Origin of the sequence: Pseudomonas veronii (assembly GCF_002028325.1) — a bacterium.
GTDB classification, from domain to species: Bacteria; Pseudomonadota; Gammaproteobacteria; order Pseudomonadales; family Pseudomonadaceae; genus Aquipseudomonas; species Aquipseudomonas veronii.
Map to the genome: position 1 here is coordinate 4768244 of NZ_CP018420.1, position 19257 is coordinate 4787500.

Consider the following 19257-nt stretch of genomic DNA (forward strand, 5'->3'; position numbering starts at 1 on the left):
AATGGGCGATATAACTGAAATTGAAACAAGGGGCGAATGGTAACAGCCATGGGCACTTAGGCTCCAGCGTCCTCCGTACCGAGCATGGCATATAGGCCAAGTTTGAGCCTGGAGACTCGCCGTAGCTATTTGCCAGCTGGCTGGCTGGTTATATTCCATTACCTCTTGTTACAGACTCCGCGCCCATGCCTGCCCCACTGAAACGCCGCCTGCTTATCTTCGTATTGATCGTGAGCCTGATCGCCCTGGGTTTCTTCGCCCATTGGTTCTTCAGGGGCCGCTTCTACGAAAGCACCGACAACGCCTACGTGCAGGGTGAGATTACCCGTGTCTCCAGCCAGCTCGGCGCGCGGATTGTCGAGGTGCTGGTGGGCGACAACGAGCACGTGCAACAAGGCCAGTTGCTGGTGAGGCTTGAAGACGACGACTTCCACCTCGCCGTGGACCGCGCCAACGCCGCCCTCGCCATGCGCGAAGCCGAGCGCACCCAGGCGCAGAGCAAGTTGACCCAGCAAGCCAGCCTGATCGCCGCCGGCGAAGCCAAAGTCGCGTCCAGCCAGGCCAGCCTGGGTCGTTCGCAGATCGACCTGTCCCGCGCCCAAACCCTGCGCAAACCCGGCTACGTCTCGGAAGAACGGGTGACCACCCTCTCCGCCGACAACCATATCGCCCGCTCCCAAGTGGCCATGGCCCAGGCCGACCTGCAGGGGCAGCGCCAGCAGGTCAACGCGCTGAATGCCGAGATCAAGCGCCTCGACGCGCTGATCGCCAACGCCAGAACCGACCTGGCCCAGGCCGAGCTGAACCTGACCCGCAGCGAAATCCACGCGCCCATCAGCGGCCTGGTCGGCCAACGCGCCGCGCGCAACGGCCAATACGTACAGGCCGGTGCCTACCTGCTGTCGATCGTCCCCGACCAGGACATCTGGATTCAGGCCAACTTCAAGGAAACCCAGATCGGCCACATGCAGCCTGGGCAAAAGGCCGAGCTGACGTTCGATGCTTACGGCGATACGCCGATCGAAGCGCGGGTCGACAGCCTGTTCGCGGCCTCCGGGGCGCAGTTCAGCCTGTTGCCGCCGGACAATGCCACCGGCAACTTCACCAAAGTCGTTCAACGGATTCCGGTGAAACTTACGTTTGCTGCGGATAACCCGCTGAAGGGCAAGATCCGCCCCGGCATGTCCGTCACGGTCAAAGTGAACATCAAAGATCAGCCTGATGGCCGGTGATCAACTGCTGCGCCCGGTCGGCGAACCGACCCGGCGCGACTGGATCGCGGTGATGAGCGTGATGCTCGGCGCCTTCATGGCGGTGCTCGACATCCAGATCACCAACTCGTCCCTCAAGGACATCCAGGGCGCACTGTCGGCCACCCTGGAAGAAGGCTCGTGGATTTCCACCTCCTACCTTGTGGCCGAAATCATCATGATCCCCCTCACCGCCTGGCTGGTGCAGTTGCTCTCGGCACGGCGCCTGGCGGTGTGGGTGTCGGTGGGGTTCCTGATCGCCTCGCTGATGTGCTCCATGGCCTGGAGCCTGGAAAGCATGATCGTGTTCCGCGCCCTGCAGGGGTTTACCGGCGGCGCGCTGATCCCGCTGGCGTTCACCCTGACCCTGATCAAGCTGCCCGAGCACCACCGCGCCAAAGGCATGGCGATGTTTGCCATGACCGCCACCTTCGCGCCGTCCATCGGTCCGACCATCGGCGGCTGGCTCACGGAAAACTGGGGCTGGGAATACATCTTCTACATCAACGTGCCGCCCGGGCTGCTGATGATCGCCGGGCTGCTCTACGGCCTGGAAAAAAAGGCGCCCCACTGGGAGTTGCTCAAAAGCACCGACTACGCCGGCATCGTCAGCCTCGCCATCGGCTTGGGCTGTTTGCAGGTGTTTCTGGAAGAAGGCCACCGCAAGGACTGGCTCGAATCGAACCTGATCGTCAGCCTGGGCAGCATCGCCCTGCTGAGCCTGATCACCTTCGTGATTGTGCAGCTGTCCAAACCCAACCCGCTGATCAACCTTGGCATCCTGGCCAATCGCAACTTCGGCCTGTCGAGCATTTCCAGCCTGGGGATGGGTGTCGGCTTGTATGGCTCGATCTATCTGTTGCCGTTGTACCTGGCGCAGATCCAGAACTACAACGCGCTGCAGATCGGCGAAGTGATCATGTGGATGGGCATTCCGCAGCTGTTCCTGATCCCGCTGGTGCCCAAGCTGATGAAATACGTGTCGCCCAAATGGCTGTGCGCCGTAGGCTTCGGGCTGTTCGGCCTGGCGAGTTTTTCCTCGGGGGTGCTCAACCCAGACTTTGCCGGCAGCCAGTTCAACCAGATCCAGATCATCCGCGCCCTCGGGCAGCCGTTGATCATGGTGACCATCTCGCTGATCGCCACGGCCTACATCCTGCCGCAGGACGCAGGGTCGGCTTCCAGCCTGTTCAACATCTTGCGCAACCTCGGCGGCGCCATCGGTATCGCGCTGCTGGCGACCTTGCTGGATGCGCGCACCAAGACCTATTTCGATTATTTACGCGAAGCGATCGTGCCGACCAACCCGCAGGTGGCGGAGCGGCTGGCGACGCTGACGGAACAGTTCGGCAACCCGACGGCGGCGCTGGGCAAACTCAGTGAGATTACGCACCAGCAGGCGCAGATCATGGCCTACAACGATGCGTTTCACTGCGTGGGGTTCGCGTTGGGCGTAAGCATGCTCGCGATCTTGTTGACCAAGACGTTGCCGGCGGGGCTTAAGGCTGGGGGGAGTCATTGAGACCGTGTCGCGCCTATCGGGAGCAAGCTCCCTCCCACATTTGACGGCATTTCAAGCTTGGGCATGCTGGTGACTTTGTTGACCAAGACGTTGCCGGCGGGGCTTGAGGCTGGGGGAGTCATTGAGACTGTGTCGCGCCTATCGGGAGCAAGCTCCCTCCCACACTTGATCGGGTTCCAACGTTGAAATGCGGTCAAATGTGGGAGGGGGCTTGCCCCCGATGAGGCCAGTACCGCCACCACCGATCAAACCGCCAACAGGCGCTCACGCAACTTGCCGATTTCATCGCGGGTTTGCGCCGCCGCTTCGAACTCCAGATCCCGCGCCAGCTGGTACATTTTCTCTTCCAACTGGCGGATACGCTTGGCGATCTCGCTCGGCGAGCGCAGTTCGTTTTCGTACTTGGCGCTTTCCTCGGCGGCCTTGGCCATGCCTTTGCGCTTCTTGCTGCGCGAGCCAGGCACGGTGGCGCCTTCCATGATATCGGCGACGTCCTTGAACACGCCTTTGGGCGTGATGCCGTTCGCCAGGTTGAAGGCGATCTGCTTGTCGCGACGGCGCTCGGTCTCGCCAATCGCCCGCTCCATGGAGCCGGTGATGCGGTCGGCGTAGAGAATCGCCCGGCCATTGAGGTTACGCGCCGCACGGCCGATGGTCTGGATCAGCGAACGCTCGGAGCGCAGGAAGCCCTCCTTGTCCGCGTCCAGAATCGCCACCAGCGACACTTCCGGCATGTCCAGGCCTTCGCGCAGCAGGTTGATCCCCACCAGCACATCGAAGGTGCCCAGGCGCAGGTCGCGGATGATCTCCACGCGCTCCACGGTGTCGATGTCCGAGTGCAGGTAGCGCACGCGCACGCCGTGGTCGGCCAGGTAGTCGGTCAAGTCTTCGGACATGCGCTTGGTCAGCGTGGTGACCAGCACCCGCTCTTCCAGGGCCACGCGCTTGCTGATTTCCGAGAGCAGGTCGTCGACCTGGGTCAACGCCGGGCGGATTTCGATCTGCGGGTCGACCAGGCCGGTCGGGCGCACCAGTTGCTCGATCACGCGCCCCGCATGCTCAGCCTCATAATTGCCGGGCGTCGCCGAGACGAAGATGGTCTGCGGGCTGATGCGTTCCCATTCGTCGAAGCGCATCGGCCGGTTGTCCAGCGCCGACGGCAGGCGGAAGCCGTATTCCACCAGGGTTTCCTTGCGCGAACGGTCGCCCTTATACATCGCGCCGACTTGCGGCACGCTGACGTGGGATTCGTCGATCACCAGCAGCGCGTCGTCCGGCAGGTAGTCGTAGAGCGTCGGCGGCGGCGCTCCGGATTCACGGCCCGAGAGGTAGCGCGAGTAGTTTTCGATGCCGTTGCAGTAACCCAGTTCCAGGATCATCTCCAGGTCGAAACGGGTGCGTTGTTCCAGGCGCTGGGCTTCCACCAGCTTGTTGTTGGCGCGCAGGTATTCCAGGCGCTCGGCCAGCTCGACCTTGATGCCCTCGACGGCGCCCATCAGGGTTTCGCGCGGCGTGACGTAGTGGCTTTTGGGGTAGAAGGTGAAACGCGGCAGTTTGCGGATCACTTCGCCGGTCAACGGGTCGAACGCCGACAGGCTCTCGACTTCATCGTCGAACAGCTCGATGCGGATCGCTTCCAGGTCGGACTCCGCCGGGTAGATGTCGATCACATCGCCGCGCACGCGGAAGGTGGCGCGGGCGAAGTCCATGTCGTTGCGCGTGTATTGCAAGCTCGTCAGCCGACGCAGCAGTTCGCGCTGGTCGAGTTTGTCGCCACGGTCGACGTGCAGCACCATCTTCAGATAGGTTTCCGGGCTGCCGAGGCCGTAGATGCACGACACCGTGGTGACGATGATCGCGTCCTTGCGCTCCAGCAGCGCCTTGGTCGCTGACAGACGCATCTGCTCGATGTGGTCGTTGATCGATGCGTCCTTCTCGATAAAGGTATCGGAGGACGGCACATAGGCTTCGGGCTGGTAGTAGTCGTAGTAGGAAACGAAGTACTCCACCGCGTTGTTCGGGAAGAACGCCTTGAACTCGCCATACAACTGCGCGGCCAGGGTTTTGTTCGGTGCCAGTACCAGGGTCGGGCGGTTGATCTGCGCGATCACGTTGGCGATGCTGAACGTCTTGCCCGAACCGGTCACCCCGAGCAGCGTCTGGTGCGACAGGCCCGCTTCGATGCCTTCGACCATCTGGCGAATCGCTTCGGGTTGATCGCCGGCGGGTTCAAAGCGGGTGACGAGCTGGAAATCCGACATAACGTACCTCTTTCAAGTCACCCCCGGCTGCACTCCACCAAGGACGAAAAAAGCTCAGCGACCCGCGAATTTTCATCGCAGGTTGCAGGAAAAAACCATGATAGCTGTAGAAGTGGTGACGAATGTGCCGGGTTTCAAGGCAATCGTCCGACCTGCCGTCTACGCTCAAGGTTGGATTAAGACTGACGGTCGGTAAATAAACCGAAAAACTTGGCCGAAAAGCCGTTTCGGTTGTCGCCCTTGACCGTGATGGCCTCTATACTAGCTCCCCGTTTGTGCACCGCTCTAGTGCATTCGGCTGGAGCGCGACACGTCCCTCCTTTCCCCCAAAGAGCTGCCGCAAAAATGAGCCTGTTCTCCGCTGTCGAAATGGCACCACGCGATCCAATCCTGGGCCTCAACGAAGCATTCAACGCCGATACACGAACCACCAAGGTCAACCTTGGCGTGGGCGTTTACTGCAACGAGGAGGGGAAGATTCCACTCTTGCGTGCCGTTGCCGAAGCGGAAGCCATTCGCGTGGCGCAACACGCCGCCCGTGGCTACCTGCCGATCGACGGGATCGTGGCCTACGACCAGGCTGTGCAAAAGCTGCTGTTTGGTGCTGACTCGCCGCTGCTGAGCGCTGGCCGTGTGATTACCGCACAAGCGGTCGGCGGCACCGGCGCGCTGAAGATCGGTGCAGACTTCCTCAAGCAACTGCTGCCCAATGCCGTGGTTGCCATCAGCGACCCAAGCTGGGAAAACCACCAGGCGCTGTTCGAAAAAGCCGGCTTCCCGGTGCAGACCTACCGCTACTACGACGCCGCCACCCACGACGTGAACCGTGCCGGCCTGCTCGCCGACCTCAACGCCCTGCCGCCGCAATCGATCGTGGTGCTGCACGCCTGCTGCCATAACCCGACCGGCGTCGACCTGAGCCCGGCCGACTGGCAACAAGTTCTGGACGTGGTCAAGGCGAAAAACCTGGTGCCGTTCCTCGACATGGCCTACCAGGGTTTTGGTGATGGCATTTACGAAGACGCCGCCGCAGTGCGCCTGTTCGCGGAATCGGGCCTGACGTTCTTTGTATCGAGCTCGTTCTCCAAGTCGTTCTCCCTGTACGGCGAACGCGTGGGCGCGCTGTCGATCGTCAGCGAATCCAAGGAAGAAAGCGCGCGCATCCTGTCCCAGGTCAAGCGCGTGATCCGCACCAACTACTCCAACCCGCCGACCCACGGCGCGGCGGTCGTGGCCGCAGTGCTGAACAACCCTGAGCTGCGCGCCCAGTGGGAAGCCGAGCTGGCGGAGATGCGCCTGCGCATCCGTGGCATGCGCGAGCAGATGGTCGCCGAACTGGCCAAGGCTGCGCCGGGCCACGACTTCAGCTTCGTCGGTCGCCAGCGTGGGATGTTCTCCTACTCCGGCCTCACCGTTGAGCAAGTCACCCGTCTGCGCACCGAGTTTGGCATCTACGCGCTGGACACCGGGCGTATCTGTGTGGCCGCGTTGAACCAGTCGAACATTGGTGCGGTAACGAAGGCGATTGTTCAGGTTCTATAAACCTGGCGGCGCTGAACGAAGGGAAGCTACGGCTTCCCTTTTTAATGCCTGTCAGAAAACGCCCTGCTCCCCTAGACTGAACTCCGACTGCCCCTTTGCTGTGAGAGCCCTATGAGAAACGACGACCTGGACCTGCGTGCCGACCGCGACGAACTGGACCACTTCACCCCGCGCGCGCCGCAAGCCAAGCGCCAGAAAAGCCTGGTTTTGCAAGTGGCCCTCGGCGTATTCCTCGGCGGGTTGGCCCTGTGGCTGGTGCAATTGGGTGCGACAGCGATAATGGCCAAATTGGCGATGGGTACCCTGCAATTCGGCGGCTGATGATGATTGAAAGGTGGAAGGGGCAAGCCCCCTCCCACAGTGGTTTTATGGGGTTGCCAGGACGCGTTCCTCCAGTAACCTTACGAAACTGTTTAGGCTTTGCGACACCGTGCCTCGGCGCCAGATCAACCAAGTGTGCAAGACGCGGAAACTGTCCGTCAGCGGCCACACACTCACCGTGGTAAACCCCGGCATGCTTTCCAACATGCTGCGCGGCATCAGCGCCAGGCCGGCCCCGGCGCTGACGCAGGCAAGCATGCCGTGGTAAGACTCCATCTCGAAAATCCGCCCCGGCACCGCGCCGTCCTGTGCGAACCAGCGCTCGAAGTGGTGGCGGTACGAACAGTTGGAGCGAAAGGTATAGATGCTTTCCCCGTTCACATCCTGCCCGCGGGTGATCGGCGCGTGATGCAGCGGTGCAATCACCACCATCTCCTCCTCGAACACCGCCAGGCCCTCCAGGGTGGCATGCAACACCGGTCCATCGACGAATGCCGCCGCCAGACGCCCCGACAACACGCCTTCGATCATCGTACCCGAGGGCCCGGTACTCAGGTCCAGCTCGACCTTGGCGTGCTTCTGGTTATATGCCGCCAGCAATGCGGGAATACGTACCGCTGCGGTGCTTTCCAGCGAACCGAGGGCAAACGCGCCCTGGGGCTCCTCCCCCGCCACCGTCGCACGGGCTTCCTGTACCAGGTCGAGAATACGCCGCGCATAGCCGAGGAAATTCCACCCGGCCGGGGACAGACGCAGGCGGCTCTTCTCGCGGATAAACAGCGCAACGCCAAGATCCTGCTCCAGTTGCTTGATGCGCGTGGTCAGGTTGGACGGCACCCGATGAATCAACTGCGCGGCGGCGCTGATGCTGCCTTGCTCGGCAACGGCCTTGAAGATTTCCAGCTGCACCAGGTCCAAATCATTCTCCAATCGTGAACGTATTGCTTAATATTATTCACTTTCCAGAAAAGATATAGCCCCTTACGCTGATTCCAATCCAAACCTTCAGCAGGACGGTGCCATGAACGCTATCGCTCACCAGACCCACGCCCTCTCGATCAACCCCGCCACCGGCGAAACGGTCGGCAGTTACCCGTATGAAAACGAGGCCCAGCTGGACGCCACCCTCAACCGCGCGACCGCCGCTTTCCGCACCTGGCGCCGCCAGCCGCTCAGCCAGCGCGCAGAGCGGTTGCAGGCCCTGGCCGGCGCGCTGCGTGAGCAAGCCGAAGCGATGGCGCAGATGATCACCCTGGAAATGGGCAAACCCATCGTCCAGGCCCGCGCCGAAATCGAGAAATGTGCGCAACTCAGCGAATGGTACGCCGCCCACGGTCCAGCCATGCTCGCCGCGGAACCGACGCTGGTGGACAACGGCAGCGCGCACATCGAATACCGCCCGCTGGGCCCGATCCTCGCGGTGATGCCGTGGAACTTCCCGGTCTGGCAAGTCCTGCGCGGCGCCGTGCCGACGCTGCTCGCCGGCAACACTTACGTGCTCAAACACGCACCGAACGTGATGGGCAGCGCCTACCTGATGAAAGCGGCGTTCCACAAAGCCGGCTTTGCCGAAGGCCTGTTCGAAGTGCTCAACGTGACCCAGGACGGTGTTTCCAAAACCATCGCCGACCCACGCATCGCCGCCGTCACCCTCACCGGTAGCGTGCGCGCCGGTATGGCCATCGGCGCCCAGGCCGGTGCCGCGCTGAAGAAATGCGTGCTCGAACTGGGCGGCTGCGACCCGTTCATCGTGCTCAACGACGCCGACCTCGACGCCGCCGTCCAGGCCGCGGTGATCGGCCGTTTCCAGAACAGCGGCCAAGTCTGCGCCGCGGCCAAGCGCCTGATCATCGAAGCCGGCGTGGTGGACGCCTTCACCGCCAAGTTCGTCGAAGCCAGCCGCCAACTGGTGATGGGCGACCCGACCTCAACCCATACCTACGTCGGCCCGATGGCCCGCTTCGACCTGCGCGACGAACTGCACGGCCAGGTCCAGGCGACCCTGGCAGAAGGCGCGACTCTGCTGCTGGGCGGCGACAAAGTGCCCGGCGCCGGCAACTACTACGCACCGACCGTACTGGCCGACGTCACCGACCAGATGACCTCGTTCAAACAAGAGCTGTTCGGCCCCGTCGCCTCCATCATCAGCGCCCGCGACGCCGATCACGCCGTGGCCCTGGCCAACGACAGCGAGTTCGGCCTGACCGCGAGCATCTTCACCCGCGACTCGGCGAAAGCACGCGAGATCGCCGACCAGCTGGAAACCGGCGGGATCTTCGTCAACGCCTTCAGCGTGTCCGACCCGCGGGTGGCGTTTGGCGGCGTGAAGAAAAGCGGCTTTGGGCGGGAGTTGTCGCACTTTGGCGTGCGGGAATTCTGCAATGCGCAGACGGTGTGGCTGGATCGCAAATAATCCACAGCAATCCCTGCGGCAAGGGAGCGTGATCCCGCGGGGCTGCGCAGCAGGCTCAGCAGCGGATATGCCGGCGCACGCACTGCACCAGCCCGTCCAGCGCCTCTGACTTCACTGGCGCGAGCACACAGACCGTGTGCTCGCGCTCACCTTCGGTCACGGTCAGGGTGTAATGCACCTGGCCTGGATTACCGGGTTCCGGCGCGGTGCTTTGCGGCAACTGAAAGAAGTGTGAAGCCTCGATCAGTTGCCGCAACTCTTGCTGGTCCGCCTCGGGCAGCGTCTCCAGTTCCACGGTGTTCGGTCGGGCCAGGCCCGGGAAAAACGCGGGTCCCCCAATTTCCTTGATCGAAATTTGCATGGCTGTTCCTCACCGCCCAGGCGGGTTGTCAGACGTTAATGCCCACTGCTTTCCAGCCTTCCTTCACCGCCTTGTGCTCGGCCTTGCCAGCACCGTACAGCCGACCGGCAATGTCGTAGGTGATGCGCGCGAAACGCAGAAACCCCGCGTTCGGCCGCAACCGCGCATCGCGTAACGCGTCATACCAGATACGCCCTGCGCGCTCCCAGGCAAACCCGCCGATCTTCGTGGCTACCTGATAGAACGCATGGTTGGGAATACCGGAATTGATATGCACCCCGCCGTTGTCCTCATAGGTCTGCACGAAATCGTCCATATGCCCAGGCTGAGGGTCCTTGCCCAGCAGCTTGTCATCGAACGCGGTGCCCGGCGCTTTCATCGAGCGCAACGCAGTGCCTTTGATTTTCTTGGTAAACAACCCTTTGCCGATCAACCAATCCGCATCTTGCGCCGTTTGCTGCAGCGCGTACTGCTTGATCAGTGAGCCGAACACGTCGGACAGCGACTCGTTCAACGCACCGGATTGATTGAAATACATCAGCTTGGCCTCATCCTCGGTCACACCGTGGGCCAACTCATGGCCAATGACATCAAGGGCTATCGTGAACCGGTTGAATAGTTGCTGATCGCCATTACCAAACACCATCTGGCTCGAGTTCCAGAATGCATTGTTGTAGTTCTGGCCAAAATGAACGGTCGCGTCCAGCGCCATACCGGCGTCGTCTATGGAGTTGCGGTCGAAGACCTGATCGAAAAAATCGAATGTGGCGCCCAACCCATCGTAGGCCTCGTCCACCGCCACATCACCACTGACGGGTTGCCCTTCGCCACGGATCAACTTGCCCGGCAGGCTATCGGCGCCCTCGGCGCTGTAGATCGAACGCCGTTTTTCGGCGCCCATGGGCAGGGCCATGTGGGCGGCCCCTTTGGCGGGTACGGCAACCATGCGCAACGAACGGAACGTGCTGTCTTTGGCGCGTGTGCGTAACGCGACTTCCCGTTGCGCTTTATCGCCGTTGCGGGCGATCTGGTCGAGCATGTATGGCGGGATCAGGCAGAAAATCGGGTTGCGATGCTGGCGAACACACATTGGCTGGCTCCATTTTGGCGTGGGGTGAACGTCCGGGTAACCGTTCAAGAATAGTCCTGCCGTGGCGGCTTGGGCCAAATTGTCATGAAGCTATGCTGCAGTAGTGTTAATCCGAGGACTGCGAGGAACTTACAATGCCCCCACGCGCCACCAAAATCGACCTTTCGCACCGCCCCCGGCTCGCCGACCTGCGCCCGTTGCTCGCGGCTGGCCCCAGCCTCATGGAGGCCAGGGCGGCGACTGCGCGTGTCACCGCGGCCAAGGACCTGCAGGACCGGCGCGGCTACGCTGAAGCGTTTCTCGACCGCTTCGTGGTGCCATGGCCCACGGTGGATGAAGCCCTGCTGGCTGACGTACAGCCGCTGCGCCTGGACTACACGCATTTCTCAGTGACCATGTCGCGCTCGAGGCGACTGGCACTCTACGTGGGCGCCAATATCGATGGCGCACAGCATGTGGATATCATCCGCAGCAACGACGCCTGGGCCTACGACGGCCGCCTGCCCATCAGCGCACAGGTGGGTGATGCGCTCTACACCGACAATGGCCTGGACCGCGGTCATCTGGTGCGCCGACAGGACCCCAACTGGGGTGACGCGGCCAACATCGCCAATGCCGACACCTTCCACTTCACCAACTGCTCACCGCAGATGAGCGGGTTCAACCAGAAGACCTGGCTGGAACTCGAGGACTACATTCTCGATAACACACAACGCTGGAAAGCCCGGGCCACGGTGTTTACCGGCCCGGTGTTGGCGGACGACGACCGCGTCTACCGGGGCGTTAAAATCCCCAAAGCGTTCTGGAAAGTGGTCGCCTACCTCAGCGACGACGGCAAGCCCTGCGCCAGCGCCTACATGATCGACCAAAACCGCGAGCTGGGTCAGCTCGACCTCATGTTCGGCCAGCTCAGAACCTACCAGCGCAGCGTGATTCAGATCGAACGCTTGACCGGTATCCGCTTCGCCAACCTGGCCGACTACGATGGTTTCAGCAATGAAGAGCGCGCCACGGGGACGCGAATTGAAGCGCTGATCCAGGGCCCTGAAGATATTCGTCTGTAACCGGACGACCTAAGGCTATATCGCCCCGCCGTGATCGACTACCATACCGCGCCGGTTCCCAAACGGGACTAATAGGGAATCCGAAGCGCGGTACACCGCGCCAATCGGAACTGCCCCCGCAACTGTAGATGCCGAGCCCGCTCCCCCACTGCCACTGGACCCCGTCCGGGAAGGCCGGAGCGTGGCGACGACGCATCAGTCAGGAGACCTGCCGGCCCAGCAAAATCACTAACCGGCGGGGTGTCCGGGAAGGACATCCTTGCCTGCCTCACCCGCAGCGGTCGAGGGCGTGTTTCCGAACCGTACACCCCCTGTTCCAGGTACGGCTCCAAGGAGATTGCCCAATGCTGCCACGCGTTACCGCCCTGCTCACCGGCCTGGGCCTGTGTGCCCTGGCCCAAGCGGCCCCCACTCAGTACCCGCTGACGGTGGAGAACTGCGGCAGCAGCCTGACCTTCGCGCAAGCGCCCGCCCGCGCCGTGACCATCGGCCAGGCTGCCACCGAAATGCTCTATGCCCTCGGCGTGGGCGATAGAGTGGTCGGCACGTCGCTGTGGTTCAACAACGTGCTGCCACAGTTCAAGGCGCTGAACGACGGCATCGAACGCCTGGCCAATAACGAACCGAGCTTCGAGTCGGTGATCGCCAAGCGCCCGCAACTGGTGGCGGCCGAGCTGGAATGGGTGGTCGGCCCGCAAGGCGTGGTGGGCACCCGCGAGCAGTTTCATGAGTTGAAGATCCCCACCTACCTGCTGCCCTCCGACTGCGAAGCCAAGAACAACCGGGTGGGCGCCGACGGCACGCGGCTGGAGCCGTTCCGCATCGACACGATCTACAAGGGCATCCGCCAGTTGGCGGAGATTTTCGACGTGCAGGATCGCGGCCAGCAACTCAACGATGAACTCAAGGCGCGCCTGGCCAAGTCCGTCGCCACCGTGCAAGCCAAGGGGCTCAAGCAGGCCAGCGCGCTGGTGTGGTTTTCCAGCGCCGAGATGGCCAGCGATCCCTATGTGGCCGGTCACAAGGGTGTCCCCGAGTTCATGCTGCAAACGCTCGGCCTGCGCAACGTGGTGCAGTCTGATGAGGAATGGCCCGCCGTCGGCTGGGAAACCATCGCCAAGGCCAACCCCACCGTGCTGGTGATCGCCCGCATGGACCGCCGCCGCTACCCGGCCGACGATCATGCACAGAAGCTCGCCTTCCTGCGCAGCGACCCGGTGACGCGCAACATGGACGCGGTGAAACACAACCGCATCATCATCCTCGACGCCATGGCCCTGCAGGCCAGCGTGCGGACCTTCGAGGGTCTTGAACAACTGGCTGCGGCCATCGACGGCTACGACCTGCCGAAATGATACGAACCCTACTCGCCCTGGTATTGCTACTGATCGCCGTGCTCGCCGGCGTGGCCATCGGCGAAACCGCCATCGCACCGCAGGTGGTGTTGCAGGTACTCGCCAACAAACTGTGGGCGGCCGGCTACGTGCTGGACCCGATCGATGAAGGCGTGGTGTGGAACTACCGCCTGACCCGCGCCCTGGTCGCCGCCGCATGCGGGGCCGGGCTGGCCACCTGCGGGGTGATTTTGCAGTCGTTGTTGCGCAACCCCCTGGCCGATCCTTACCTGCTGGGCATCAGCGCCGGCGCTTCGACCGGCGCAGTCCTGGTGGTGCTGATGGGCGTCGGCGGCGGCTTGGTTTCGCTGTCGGTCGGTGCGTTCGGCGGAGCGATGGCGGCGTTTGCGCTGGTGGTATTGCTCGCACGGGCCAGCGGTTCGTCCAGCGGCACCGGGCAGATCATCCTCGCAGGCATTGCCGGCTCGCAGCTGTTCAATGCGCTCACCGCGTTCCTGATCACCAAGTCGGCCAGCTCCGAACAGGCGCGCGGCATTCTGTTCTGGCTGCTGGGCAACCTCAGCGGCGTGCGTTGGCCGTCGGTGTGGCTGGCGGTGCCGGTGGCGGTCGCCGGGTTGGCGGTGTGCCTGTGGCATCGTCGGGCGCTGGATGCGTTCACCTTTGGGCGCGACTCGGCGGCCTCCCTCGGCATCCCGGTGCGCCGCGTGCAATGGGTGCTGGTGGGCTGCGCGGCGCTGGTCACGGCGGTGATGGTATCGATTGTCGGCTCCATCGGTTTTGTCGGGCTGGTGATTCCCCATGCCGCGCGCCTGCTGCTCGGCACCGGGCACTCGCGCCTGTTGCCGGCCAGCGCATTGGGCGGCGCGCTGTTTTTGATTGCAGCGGATGTACTGTCGCGCACCTTGATCAAGGGCCAGGTGATTCCGGTCGGCGTGGTCACTGCGCTGGTCGGCGCGCCGGTGTTTGCACTGATTCTGATCGGCCGGAGAAACCCTCGATGAGTGCGCCGGTATTGAGCTGCAGCGGGCTGGGCTTCAAGGTGCGGGAAGCCGAGTTGCTGCGGGATATCCACCTGGAGGTGGCGCCCGGCGAAACCCTCGGGATCGTCGGCCCGAACGGCTCGGGTAAATCCACCTTGCTCAAACTGTTGGCCGGGTTGCGTACCCCCGCTCATGGCGAAGTACGCCTGGGTGGCGAGCGCCTGGGCGAACTGCCCCGCCGCACCGTGGCACAACGTCTGGCCGTGGTGGAACAACAGGCCGACACCGACGATGCCATTCGGGTGTTCGACGCTGTCGCATTGGGCCGCACCCCGTGGCTGTCAGCGCTGAGCCCGTGGTCCGAGGCAGACGATCGCATCGTGCGCCAGGCGCTGCACGACGTGGACGCCATGCACTTGAGCAACCGCGCCTGGCGCAGCCTCTCCGGCGGTGAGCGCCAACGCGTACACATCGCCCGCGCCCTGGCGCAACGGCCACAGATTCTGGTGTTGGATGAGCCGACCAACCACCTGGATATTCAGCATCAACTGTCGATTCTCAAGGGCGTGCAGGCGTTACCCGTGACGACCTTGATCGCCCTGCACGATCTCAACCAGGCACTGACCTGTGATCGCCTGGCCGTGCTGGACCGCGGGCGTTTGGTGGCGCTGGGCAAGCCGCAGGACGTGCTGACGCCGCAGCGGCTGCAGGACACCTTCGGGGTGCAGGCGCACTACCTGACGGACCCGTTTGACGGGGCGCAGATTCTGCGACTGCGCGCTTAACGGCAACACCGTTCAAATGTCGGCGCTGTCGAGCCCGGCGAGGCGGCGATGGGATCAGCGCGCAGCACCTGCCGAACGGCCGCGCGCGCTGGGCTAATCCTCGACAATCCTCAGCCAAGGCCATCGCGCCTGATAGCTGCGCGCCTTCTGCGCAAACAACTCCGGCTCAGGATTGATCGGGTTGATCCTGAGCAGGCCCTGCTCCATATCAGTCAAACCAAACGGCGCATACACCTCGCCCGTCGCCACATCCAGCCCGATGCACGTCCCGGCCACCAGGTAACGATCAATCCCGGCGCGCGCGGAGTGCAGCTGCGGATACGGTCGGCCAAACCGCTGGCCATACCAAAGGTGAACGCGCGCCTGATTCTTCACTTCAATTTCTACCTCCAAATCCTCGAACAGCCGCTGTGCAGCGCGAATGACCACGTCTTCGGCCTCCCAGGAAAGGTCCGGGTCGAAGTAAAAAACGTCGTAGTCCTTTACCCCCTGGTCAGCAGGCAGATTCGACTGATGATTCCAAACAGCCTGGAACAGACAGCCCGCGGTCAGCATGCACTGGTTCACACCAAGGGCCGGCAGGCGCGCGGTGATCTCGGCGTTGATGGGGTTGGCCATGGCCAACTCGAGAAAGGTTTCGACGGTCAATGTCATGTTCAATCCTTTGCAGTGGGCACCTGTCCTGGGGAGCCAACAGTACAACAACGCGGGTTACGCTTTCACGTAACGGCCTCTTCTTCACGTCATCAAAATTCGCTAAGGTGCCTCGACACACCGCTCCCCTATTGCCCTCACCGAGACGCCGACCTTGGCCCATTCCCCGACTGATCGCCCCGCCAGCTCCTGGTCGGTGTTTCTGATTTTCCTGCGCTTGGGGCTCACCTCCTTCGGTGGCCCCGTCGCACACCTGGGTTACTTTCGCGACGAGTTCGTCACCCGGCGCCGCTGGCTGAGCGAGCGCAGTTATGGGGATTTGGTCGCGCTGTGCCAATTCCTGCCCGGCCCGGCCAGCAGCCAGGTAGGTATCGCGCTGGGTCTGTCGCGGGCTGGCTACGGTGGGGCGCTGGCGGCATGGTTGGGGTTTACGCTGCCGTCGGCCGTTGTGCTGATCCTGTTCGCCTTGGGCATTGCCCAGCACAGCACGGCGCTCCCGCCGGGTGCGCTGCATGGCCTTAAGGTGGTGGCCGTCGCCGTGGTCGCCCAAGCCGTGTGGGGCATGGCGCGCAATCTGTGTAGCGACGCAGCGCGCATCACCGTGATGCTGATCGCGGCGTGCGTGGCCCTGCTGCAAACCTCGGCGTGGGGCCAGGTCGCCGTGATCAGCGCGGCGGCGCTGGCGGGCCTGCTGCTGTTCAAGCCCACGCCACCGGCCGCGCACGATGCGTTACCCGTGACGCTCAGCCGCCGCGCGGGGGCGATGTGGTTGTCGCTGTTTGTGCTGGTGTTGGCCGGCCTGCCGATCCTGGCCCAACTGATCCCCAATCAGGGCCTGGCGATGACCGACGCGTTCTACCGCAGCGGCTCGCTGGTGTTCGGCGGCGGCCACGTGGTGCTGCCGCTGCTGCAGGCCGAAGTCGTGCCCACCGGCTGGGTGAGCAACGATGTCTTCCTCGCCGGCTATGGCGCCGCCCAGGCCATGCCCGGCCCCTTGTTCACCTTCGCCGCGTTCCTCGGCGCGTCGATGAGCCAGGCCCCGAGCGGCTGGCTCGGCGGCCTGCTCTGCCTGCTGGCCATCTTCGCCCCGTCGTTTTTACTGGTGCTCGGCGCACTGCCCTTCTGGGAAAGCCTGCGCCGCAGCCCGCGCACCCAGGCCGCCCTTGCGGGCGTGAACGCTGCGGTGGTGGGGCTGTTGCTGGCGGCGCTGTACCAGCCGGTATGGACCAGTGCGATCTTCAGCGCACGGGATTTCGGCCTGGCCCTGGTCGGCCTGGTGGCGTTGATGGTGTGGAAGCTGCCACCGTGGCTGGTGGTTGTCGGAAGCGGCGCGCTCGGATGGTTATTGAGTCTTGCCCTGTAACACGTCCACCGCGCCTTGCTGCTTGACCTGTCCGAAGACCTCGGCGGCTGACGACTAGCCCTTCAACTCACTCGCGCGATTGCTCGCCGCGTCGTCGTAAGCCACATACAACGACTCGGCGATTTGGCTCTTGATGGCTTTGGTGGACTCGAGGCCCAAGACAAAACCTTCGGCTTTGCCGCCGGCACGGTTGAGTTCTTCGTGGGTGGAGGCACCGGTGATGGCGTCGAGGAGTTTGGAGGCGTGAGGGCCGACACCTTTGGGAAGGGAGATTTGGTCGATGGTCATTGCGAAGCCTTTATGAAAAATGGACGGTAGCGCGTGGACCACTGCCGGGCTGGCATGGTAGACCTGTTTGTCGAGAAAGGGGCTGCTTTCGGCCCAAAACCGGACATCGAGTGTCTACAGATTCAGTGGCCCTTTCCGACCGCCCAAAACAAAACCCCTGTCTGCGTAAGCAAACAGGGGTTCTGGAATTTAATCTTGACGATGACCTACTCTCACATGGGGAAACCCCACACTACCATCGGCGATGCATCGTTTCACTGCTGAGTTCGGGATGGGATCAGGTGGTTCCAATGCTCTATGGTCGTCAAGAAATTCGGGTACTGAGTCGTGGCCTGTTGGCCTCGCTTCAGCAAATTGGGTATGCGATAGTTTTCGGTGTTTTGTAAGAGTCGAACTTTCGGTTCGTTTCGTCTTCACACACCGCAATCTGGTCTCTTTCGAGTTCGCAAATTGCTTGGGTGTTATATGGTCAAGCCTCACGGGCAATTAGTATTGGTTAGCTCAACGCCTCACAGCGCTTACACACCCAACCTATCAACGTCGTAGTCTTCGACGGCCCTTCAGGGGACTCAAGGTCCCAGTGAGATCTCATCTTGAGGCTAGTTTCCCGCTTAGATGCTTTCAGCGGTTATCTATTCCGAACATAGCTACCCGGCAATGCCACTGGCGTGACAACCGGAACACCAGAGGTTCGTCCACTCCGGTCCTCTCGTACTAGGAGCAGCCCCTCTCAAATCTCAAACGTCCACGGCAGATAGGGACCGAACTGTCTCACGACGTTCTAAACCCAGCTCGCGGACCACTTTAAATGGCGAACAGCCATACCCTTGGGACCGGCTTCAGCCCCAGGATGTGATGAGCCGACATCGAGGTGCCAAACACCGCCGTCGATATGAACTCTTGGGCGGTATCAGCCTGTTATCCCCGGAGTACCTTTTATCCGTTGAGCGATGGCCCTTCCATACAGAACCACCGGATCACTAAGACCTACTTTCGTACCTGCTCGACGTGTCTGTCTCGCAGTCAAGCGCGCTTTTGCCTTTATACTCTACGACCGATTTCCGACCGGTCTGAGCGCACCTTCGTACTCCTCCGTTACTCTTTAGGAGGAGACCGCCCCAGTCAAACTACCCACCATACACTGTCCTCGATCCGGATAACGGACCTGAGTTAGAACCTCAAAGTTGCCAGGGTGGTATTTCAAGGTTGGCTCCACGCGAACTGGCGTCCACGCTTCAAAGCCTCCCACCTATCCTACACAAGCAAATTCAAAGTCCAGTGCAAAGCTATAGTAAAGGTTCACGGGGTCTTTCCGTCTAGCCGCGGATACACTGCATCTTCACAGCGATTTCAATTTCACTGAGTCTCGGGTGGAGACAGCGCCGCCATCGTTACGCCATTCGTGCAGGTCGGAACTTACCCGACAAGGAATTTCGCTACCTTAGGACCGTTATAGTTACGGCCGCCGTTTACCGGGGCTTCGATCAAGAGCTTCGCGTTAGCTAACCCCATCAATTAACCTTCCGGCACCGGGCAGGCGTCACACCCTATACGTCCACTTTCGTGTTTGCAGAGTGCTGTGTTTTTAATAAACAGTCGCAGCGGCCTGGTATCTTCGACCGGCATGAGCTTACGGAGCAAGTCCTTCACCCTCACCGGCGCACCTTCTCCCGAAGTTACGGTGCCATTTTGCCTAGTTCCTTCACCCGAGTTCTCTCAAGCGCCTTGGTATTCTCTACCCAACCACCTGTGTCGGTTTGGGGTACGGTTCCTGGTTACCTGAAGCTTAGAAGCTTTTCTTGGAAGCATGGCATCAACCACTTCGTCATCTAAAAGATAACTCGTCATCAGCTCTCGGCCTTAGAATCCCGGATTTACCTAAGATTCCAGCCTACCACCTTAAACTTGGACAACCAACGCCAAGCTGGCCTAGCCTTCTCCGTCCCTCCATCGCAATAACCAGAAGTACAGGAATATTAACCTGTTTTCCATCGACTACGCTTTTCAG

Annotated in this window: 16 protein-coding genes, 2 rRNA genes and 1 riboswitch (1 of these 19 running past the window's edge); of the genes, 10 read left to right on the plus strand and 8 right to left on the minus strand. The window is 62.0% G+C overall.

Annotation, left to right across the window (positions count from 1 at the left end; translation table 11 throughout):
- Positions 1-185 precede the first annotated feature (185 nt).
- Positions 186-1232: an HlyD family secretion protein gene (locus PverR02_RS21730; RefSeq protein WP_017847715.1), complete on the plus strand. Its 1047-nt coding sequence runs from the start codon at positions 186-188 to the stop codon at positions 1230-1232.
- A gap of 49 nt (positions 1233-1281) precedes the next feature.
- Positions 1282-2772 (plus strand): MDR family MFS transporter, encoded by a 1491-nt coding sequence (locus PverR02_RS21735; protein WP_169850652.1) that lies wholly within the window; start codon positions 1282-1284, stop codon positions 2770-2772.
- 245 nt (positions 2773-3017) lie between these two features.
- On the opposite strand, the gene uvrB is transcribed toward PverR02_RS21735, so the two are convergent.
- The gene (uvrB, locus tag PverR02_RS21740) at positions 3018-5033 is read right to left on the minus strand and encodes an excinuclease ABC subunit UvrB (RefSeq protein WP_017847718.1); all 2016 of its coding nucleotides are present in this window, start codon (positions 5031-5033) and stop codon (positions 3018-3020) included.
- 345 nt (positions 5034-5378) lie between these two features.
- On the opposite strand from uvrB, the gene PverR02_RS21745 reads away from it, so the two are divergent.
- Positions 5379-6575 carry an amino acid aminotransferase gene (locus PverR02_RS21745; protein WP_017847719.1) on the plus strand — a complete coding sequence of 399 codons (1197 nt, stop codon included), beginning with the start codon at positions 5379-5381 and terminating at the stop codon, positions 6573-6575.
- 111 nt (positions 6576-6686) lie between these two features.
- Positions 6687-6896, plus strand: coding sequence for a hypothetical protein (locus PverR02_RS21750; RefSeq protein ID WP_017847720.1), 210 nt, complete (start codon positions 6687-6689; stop codon positions 6894-6896).
- 45 nt (positions 6897-6941) lie between these two features.
- Here the strand turns inward: PverR02_RS21750 and ptrR are convergent, their stop codons facing one another.
- Positions 6942-7814 carry a putrescine utilization regulator PtrR gene (ptrR, locus tag PverR02_RS21755; protein ID WP_046382626.1) on the minus strand — a complete coding sequence of 291 codons (873 nt, stop codon included), beginning with the start codon at positions 7812-7814 and terminating at the stop codon, positions 6942-6944.
- Positions 7815-7917: 103 nt separating this feature from the next.
- Here ptrR and PverR02_RS21760 point away from each other — a divergent pair, with 103 nt between their 5' ends.
- A complete protein-coding gene (locus PverR02_RS21760) occupies positions 7918-9309 on the plus strand; it encodes an aldehyde dehydrogenase family protein (protein WP_079444392.1) in 1392 nt (463 codons plus the stop codon).
- 55 nt (positions 9310-9364) lie between these two features.
- On the opposite strand, the gene PverR02_RS21765 is transcribed toward PverR02_RS21760, so the two are convergent.
- Positions 9365-9670, minus strand: coding sequence for a protealysin inhibitor emfourin (locus tag PverR02_RS21765; RefSeq protein WP_017847723.1), 306 nt, complete (start codon positions 9668-9670; stop codon positions 9365-9367).
- Between the two features lie 28 nt (positions 9671-9698).
- Complete coding sequence (locus PverR02_RS21770) at positions 9699-10760, minus strand: M4 family metallopeptidase (RefSeq protein ID WP_046487116.1); 1062 nt, start codon at positions 10758-10760, stop codon at positions 9699-9701.
- A gap of 134 nt (positions 10761-10894) precedes the next feature.
- Between PverR02_RS21770 and PverR02_RS21775 the strand changes: the two genes are divergently transcribed.
- From PverR02_RS21775 to PverR02_RS21790, 4 genes are all read left to right on the plus strand, one after another.
- Entirely contained in the window at positions 10895-11824 is a 930-nt protein-coding gene (locus PverR02_RS21775; RefSeq protein WP_079444393.1) for a DNA/RNA non-specific endonuclease, read from the plus strand.
- A 35-nt stretch (positions 11825-11859) separates the two neighbouring features.
- A riboswitch (cobalamin riboswitch) is annotated at positions 11860-12054 on the plus strand.
- Positions 12055-12168: 114 nt separating this feature from the next.
- On the plus strand, positions 12169-13179 hold the full coding sequence (locus tag PverR02_RS21780; RefSeq protein WP_079444394.1) for an ABC transporter substrate-binding protein: 1011 nt from the start codon (positions 12169-12171) through the stop codon (positions 13177-13179).
- Positions 13176-14180: a FecCD family ABC transporter permease gene (locus tag PverR02_RS21785; protein ID WP_079444395.1), complete on the plus strand. Its 1005-nt coding sequence runs from the start codon at positions 13176-13178 to the stop codon at positions 14178-14180. The genes PverR02_RS21780 and PverR02_RS21785 overlap by 4 nt, the downstream gene beginning before the upstream one ends.
- Complete coding sequence (locus tag PverR02_RS21790; RefSeq protein WP_046382621.1) at positions 14177-14944, plus strand: ABC transporter ATP-binding protein; 768 nt, start codon at positions 14177-14179, stop codon at positions 14942-14944. Before PverR02_RS21785 ends, PverR02_RS21790 begins: the two co-directional genes overlap by 4 nt.
- Positions 14945-15037: 93 nt before the next feature.
- On the opposite strand, the gene PverR02_RS21795 is transcribed toward PverR02_RS21790, so the two are convergent.
- Positions 15038-15598: a nucleotidyltransferase family protein gene (locus PverR02_RS21795; protein ID WP_079444396.1), complete on the minus strand. Its 561-nt coding sequence runs from the start codon at positions 15596-15598 to the stop codon at positions 15038-15040.
- A 154-nt stretch (positions 15599-15752) separates the two neighbouring features.
- Here PverR02_RS21795 and chrA point away from each other — a divergent pair, with 154 nt between their 5' ends.
- Positions 15753-16961, plus strand: coding sequence for a chromate efflux transporter (gene chrA / locus PverR02_RS21800; RefSeq protein ID WP_079444397.1), 1209 nt, complete (start codon positions 15753-15755; stop codon positions 16959-16961).
- Between the two features lie 54 nt (positions 16962-17015).
- On the opposite strand, the gene PverR02_RS21805 is transcribed toward chrA, so the two are convergent.
- From PverR02_RS21805 to PverR02_RS21815, 3 genes are all read right to left on the minus strand, one after another.
- Complete coding sequence (locus PverR02_RS21805) at positions 17016-17249, minus strand: hypothetical protein (RefSeq protein WP_017847731.1); 234 nt, start codon at positions 17247-17249, stop codon at positions 17016-17018.
- A gap of 193 nt (positions 17250-17442) precedes the next feature.
- Positions 17443-17558 (minus strand): 5S ribosomal RNA (gene rrf, locus PverR02_RS21810).
- Positions 17559-17714: 156 nt separating this feature from the next.
- Positions 17715-19257, minus strand: a 23S ribosomal RNA gene (locus PverR02_RS21815) (it continues 1348 nt past the right edge of the window).

Coding starts and splice junctions, on each gene's coding strand:
- PverR02_RS21730 (WP_017847715.1), top strand. CDS start 186: ATGCCTGCCCCACTGAAACGCCGCCTGCTTATCTTCGTATTGATCGTG.
- uvrB (WP_017847718.1), bottom strand. CDS start 5,033: ATGTCGGATTTCCAGCTCGTCACCCGCTTTGAACCCGCCGGCGATCAA.
- PverR02_RS21745 (WP_017847719.1), top strand. CDS start 5,379: ATGAGCCTGTTCTCCGCTGTCGAAATGGCACCACGCGATCCAATCCTG.
- PverR02_RS21750 (WP_017847720.1), top strand. CDS start 6,687: ATGAGAAACGACGACCTGGACCTGCGTGCCGACCGCGACGAACTGGAC.
- PverR02_RS21760 (WP_079444392.1), top strand. CDS start 7,918: ATGAACGCTATCGCTCACCAGACCCACGCCCTCTCGATCAACCCCGCC.
- PverR02_RS21765 (WP_017847723.1), bottom strand. CDS start 9,670: ATGCAAATTTCGATCAAGGAAATTGGGGGACCCGCGTTTTTCCCGGGC.
- PverR02_RS21770 (WP_046487116.1), bottom strand. CDS start 10,760: ATGTGTGTTCGCCAGCATCGCAACCCGATTTTCTGCCTGATCCCGCCA.
- PverR02_RS21775 (WP_079444393.1), top strand. CDS start 10,895: ATGCCCCCACGCGCCACCAAAATCGACCTTTCGCACCGCCCCCGGCTC.
- PverR02_RS21780 (WP_079444394.1), top strand. CDS start 12,169: ATGCTGCCACGCGTTACCGCCCTGCTCACCGGCCTGGGCCTGTGTGCC.
- PverR02_RS21785 (WP_079444395.1), top strand. CDS start 13,176: ATGATACGAACCCTACTCGCCCTGGTATTGCTACTGATCGCCGTGCTC.
- PverR02_RS21790 (WP_046382621.1), top strand. CDS start 14,177: ATGAGTGCGCCGGTATTGAGCTGCAGCGGGCTGGGCTTCAAGGTGCGG.
- PverR02_RS21795 (WP_079444396.1), bottom strand. CDS start 15,598: ATGACATTGACCGTCGAAACCTTTCTCGAGTTGGCCATGGCCAACCCC.
- PverR02_RS21805 (WP_017847731.1), bottom strand. CDS start 17,249: ATGACCATCGACCAAATCTCCCTTCCCAAAGGTGTCGGCCCTCACGCC.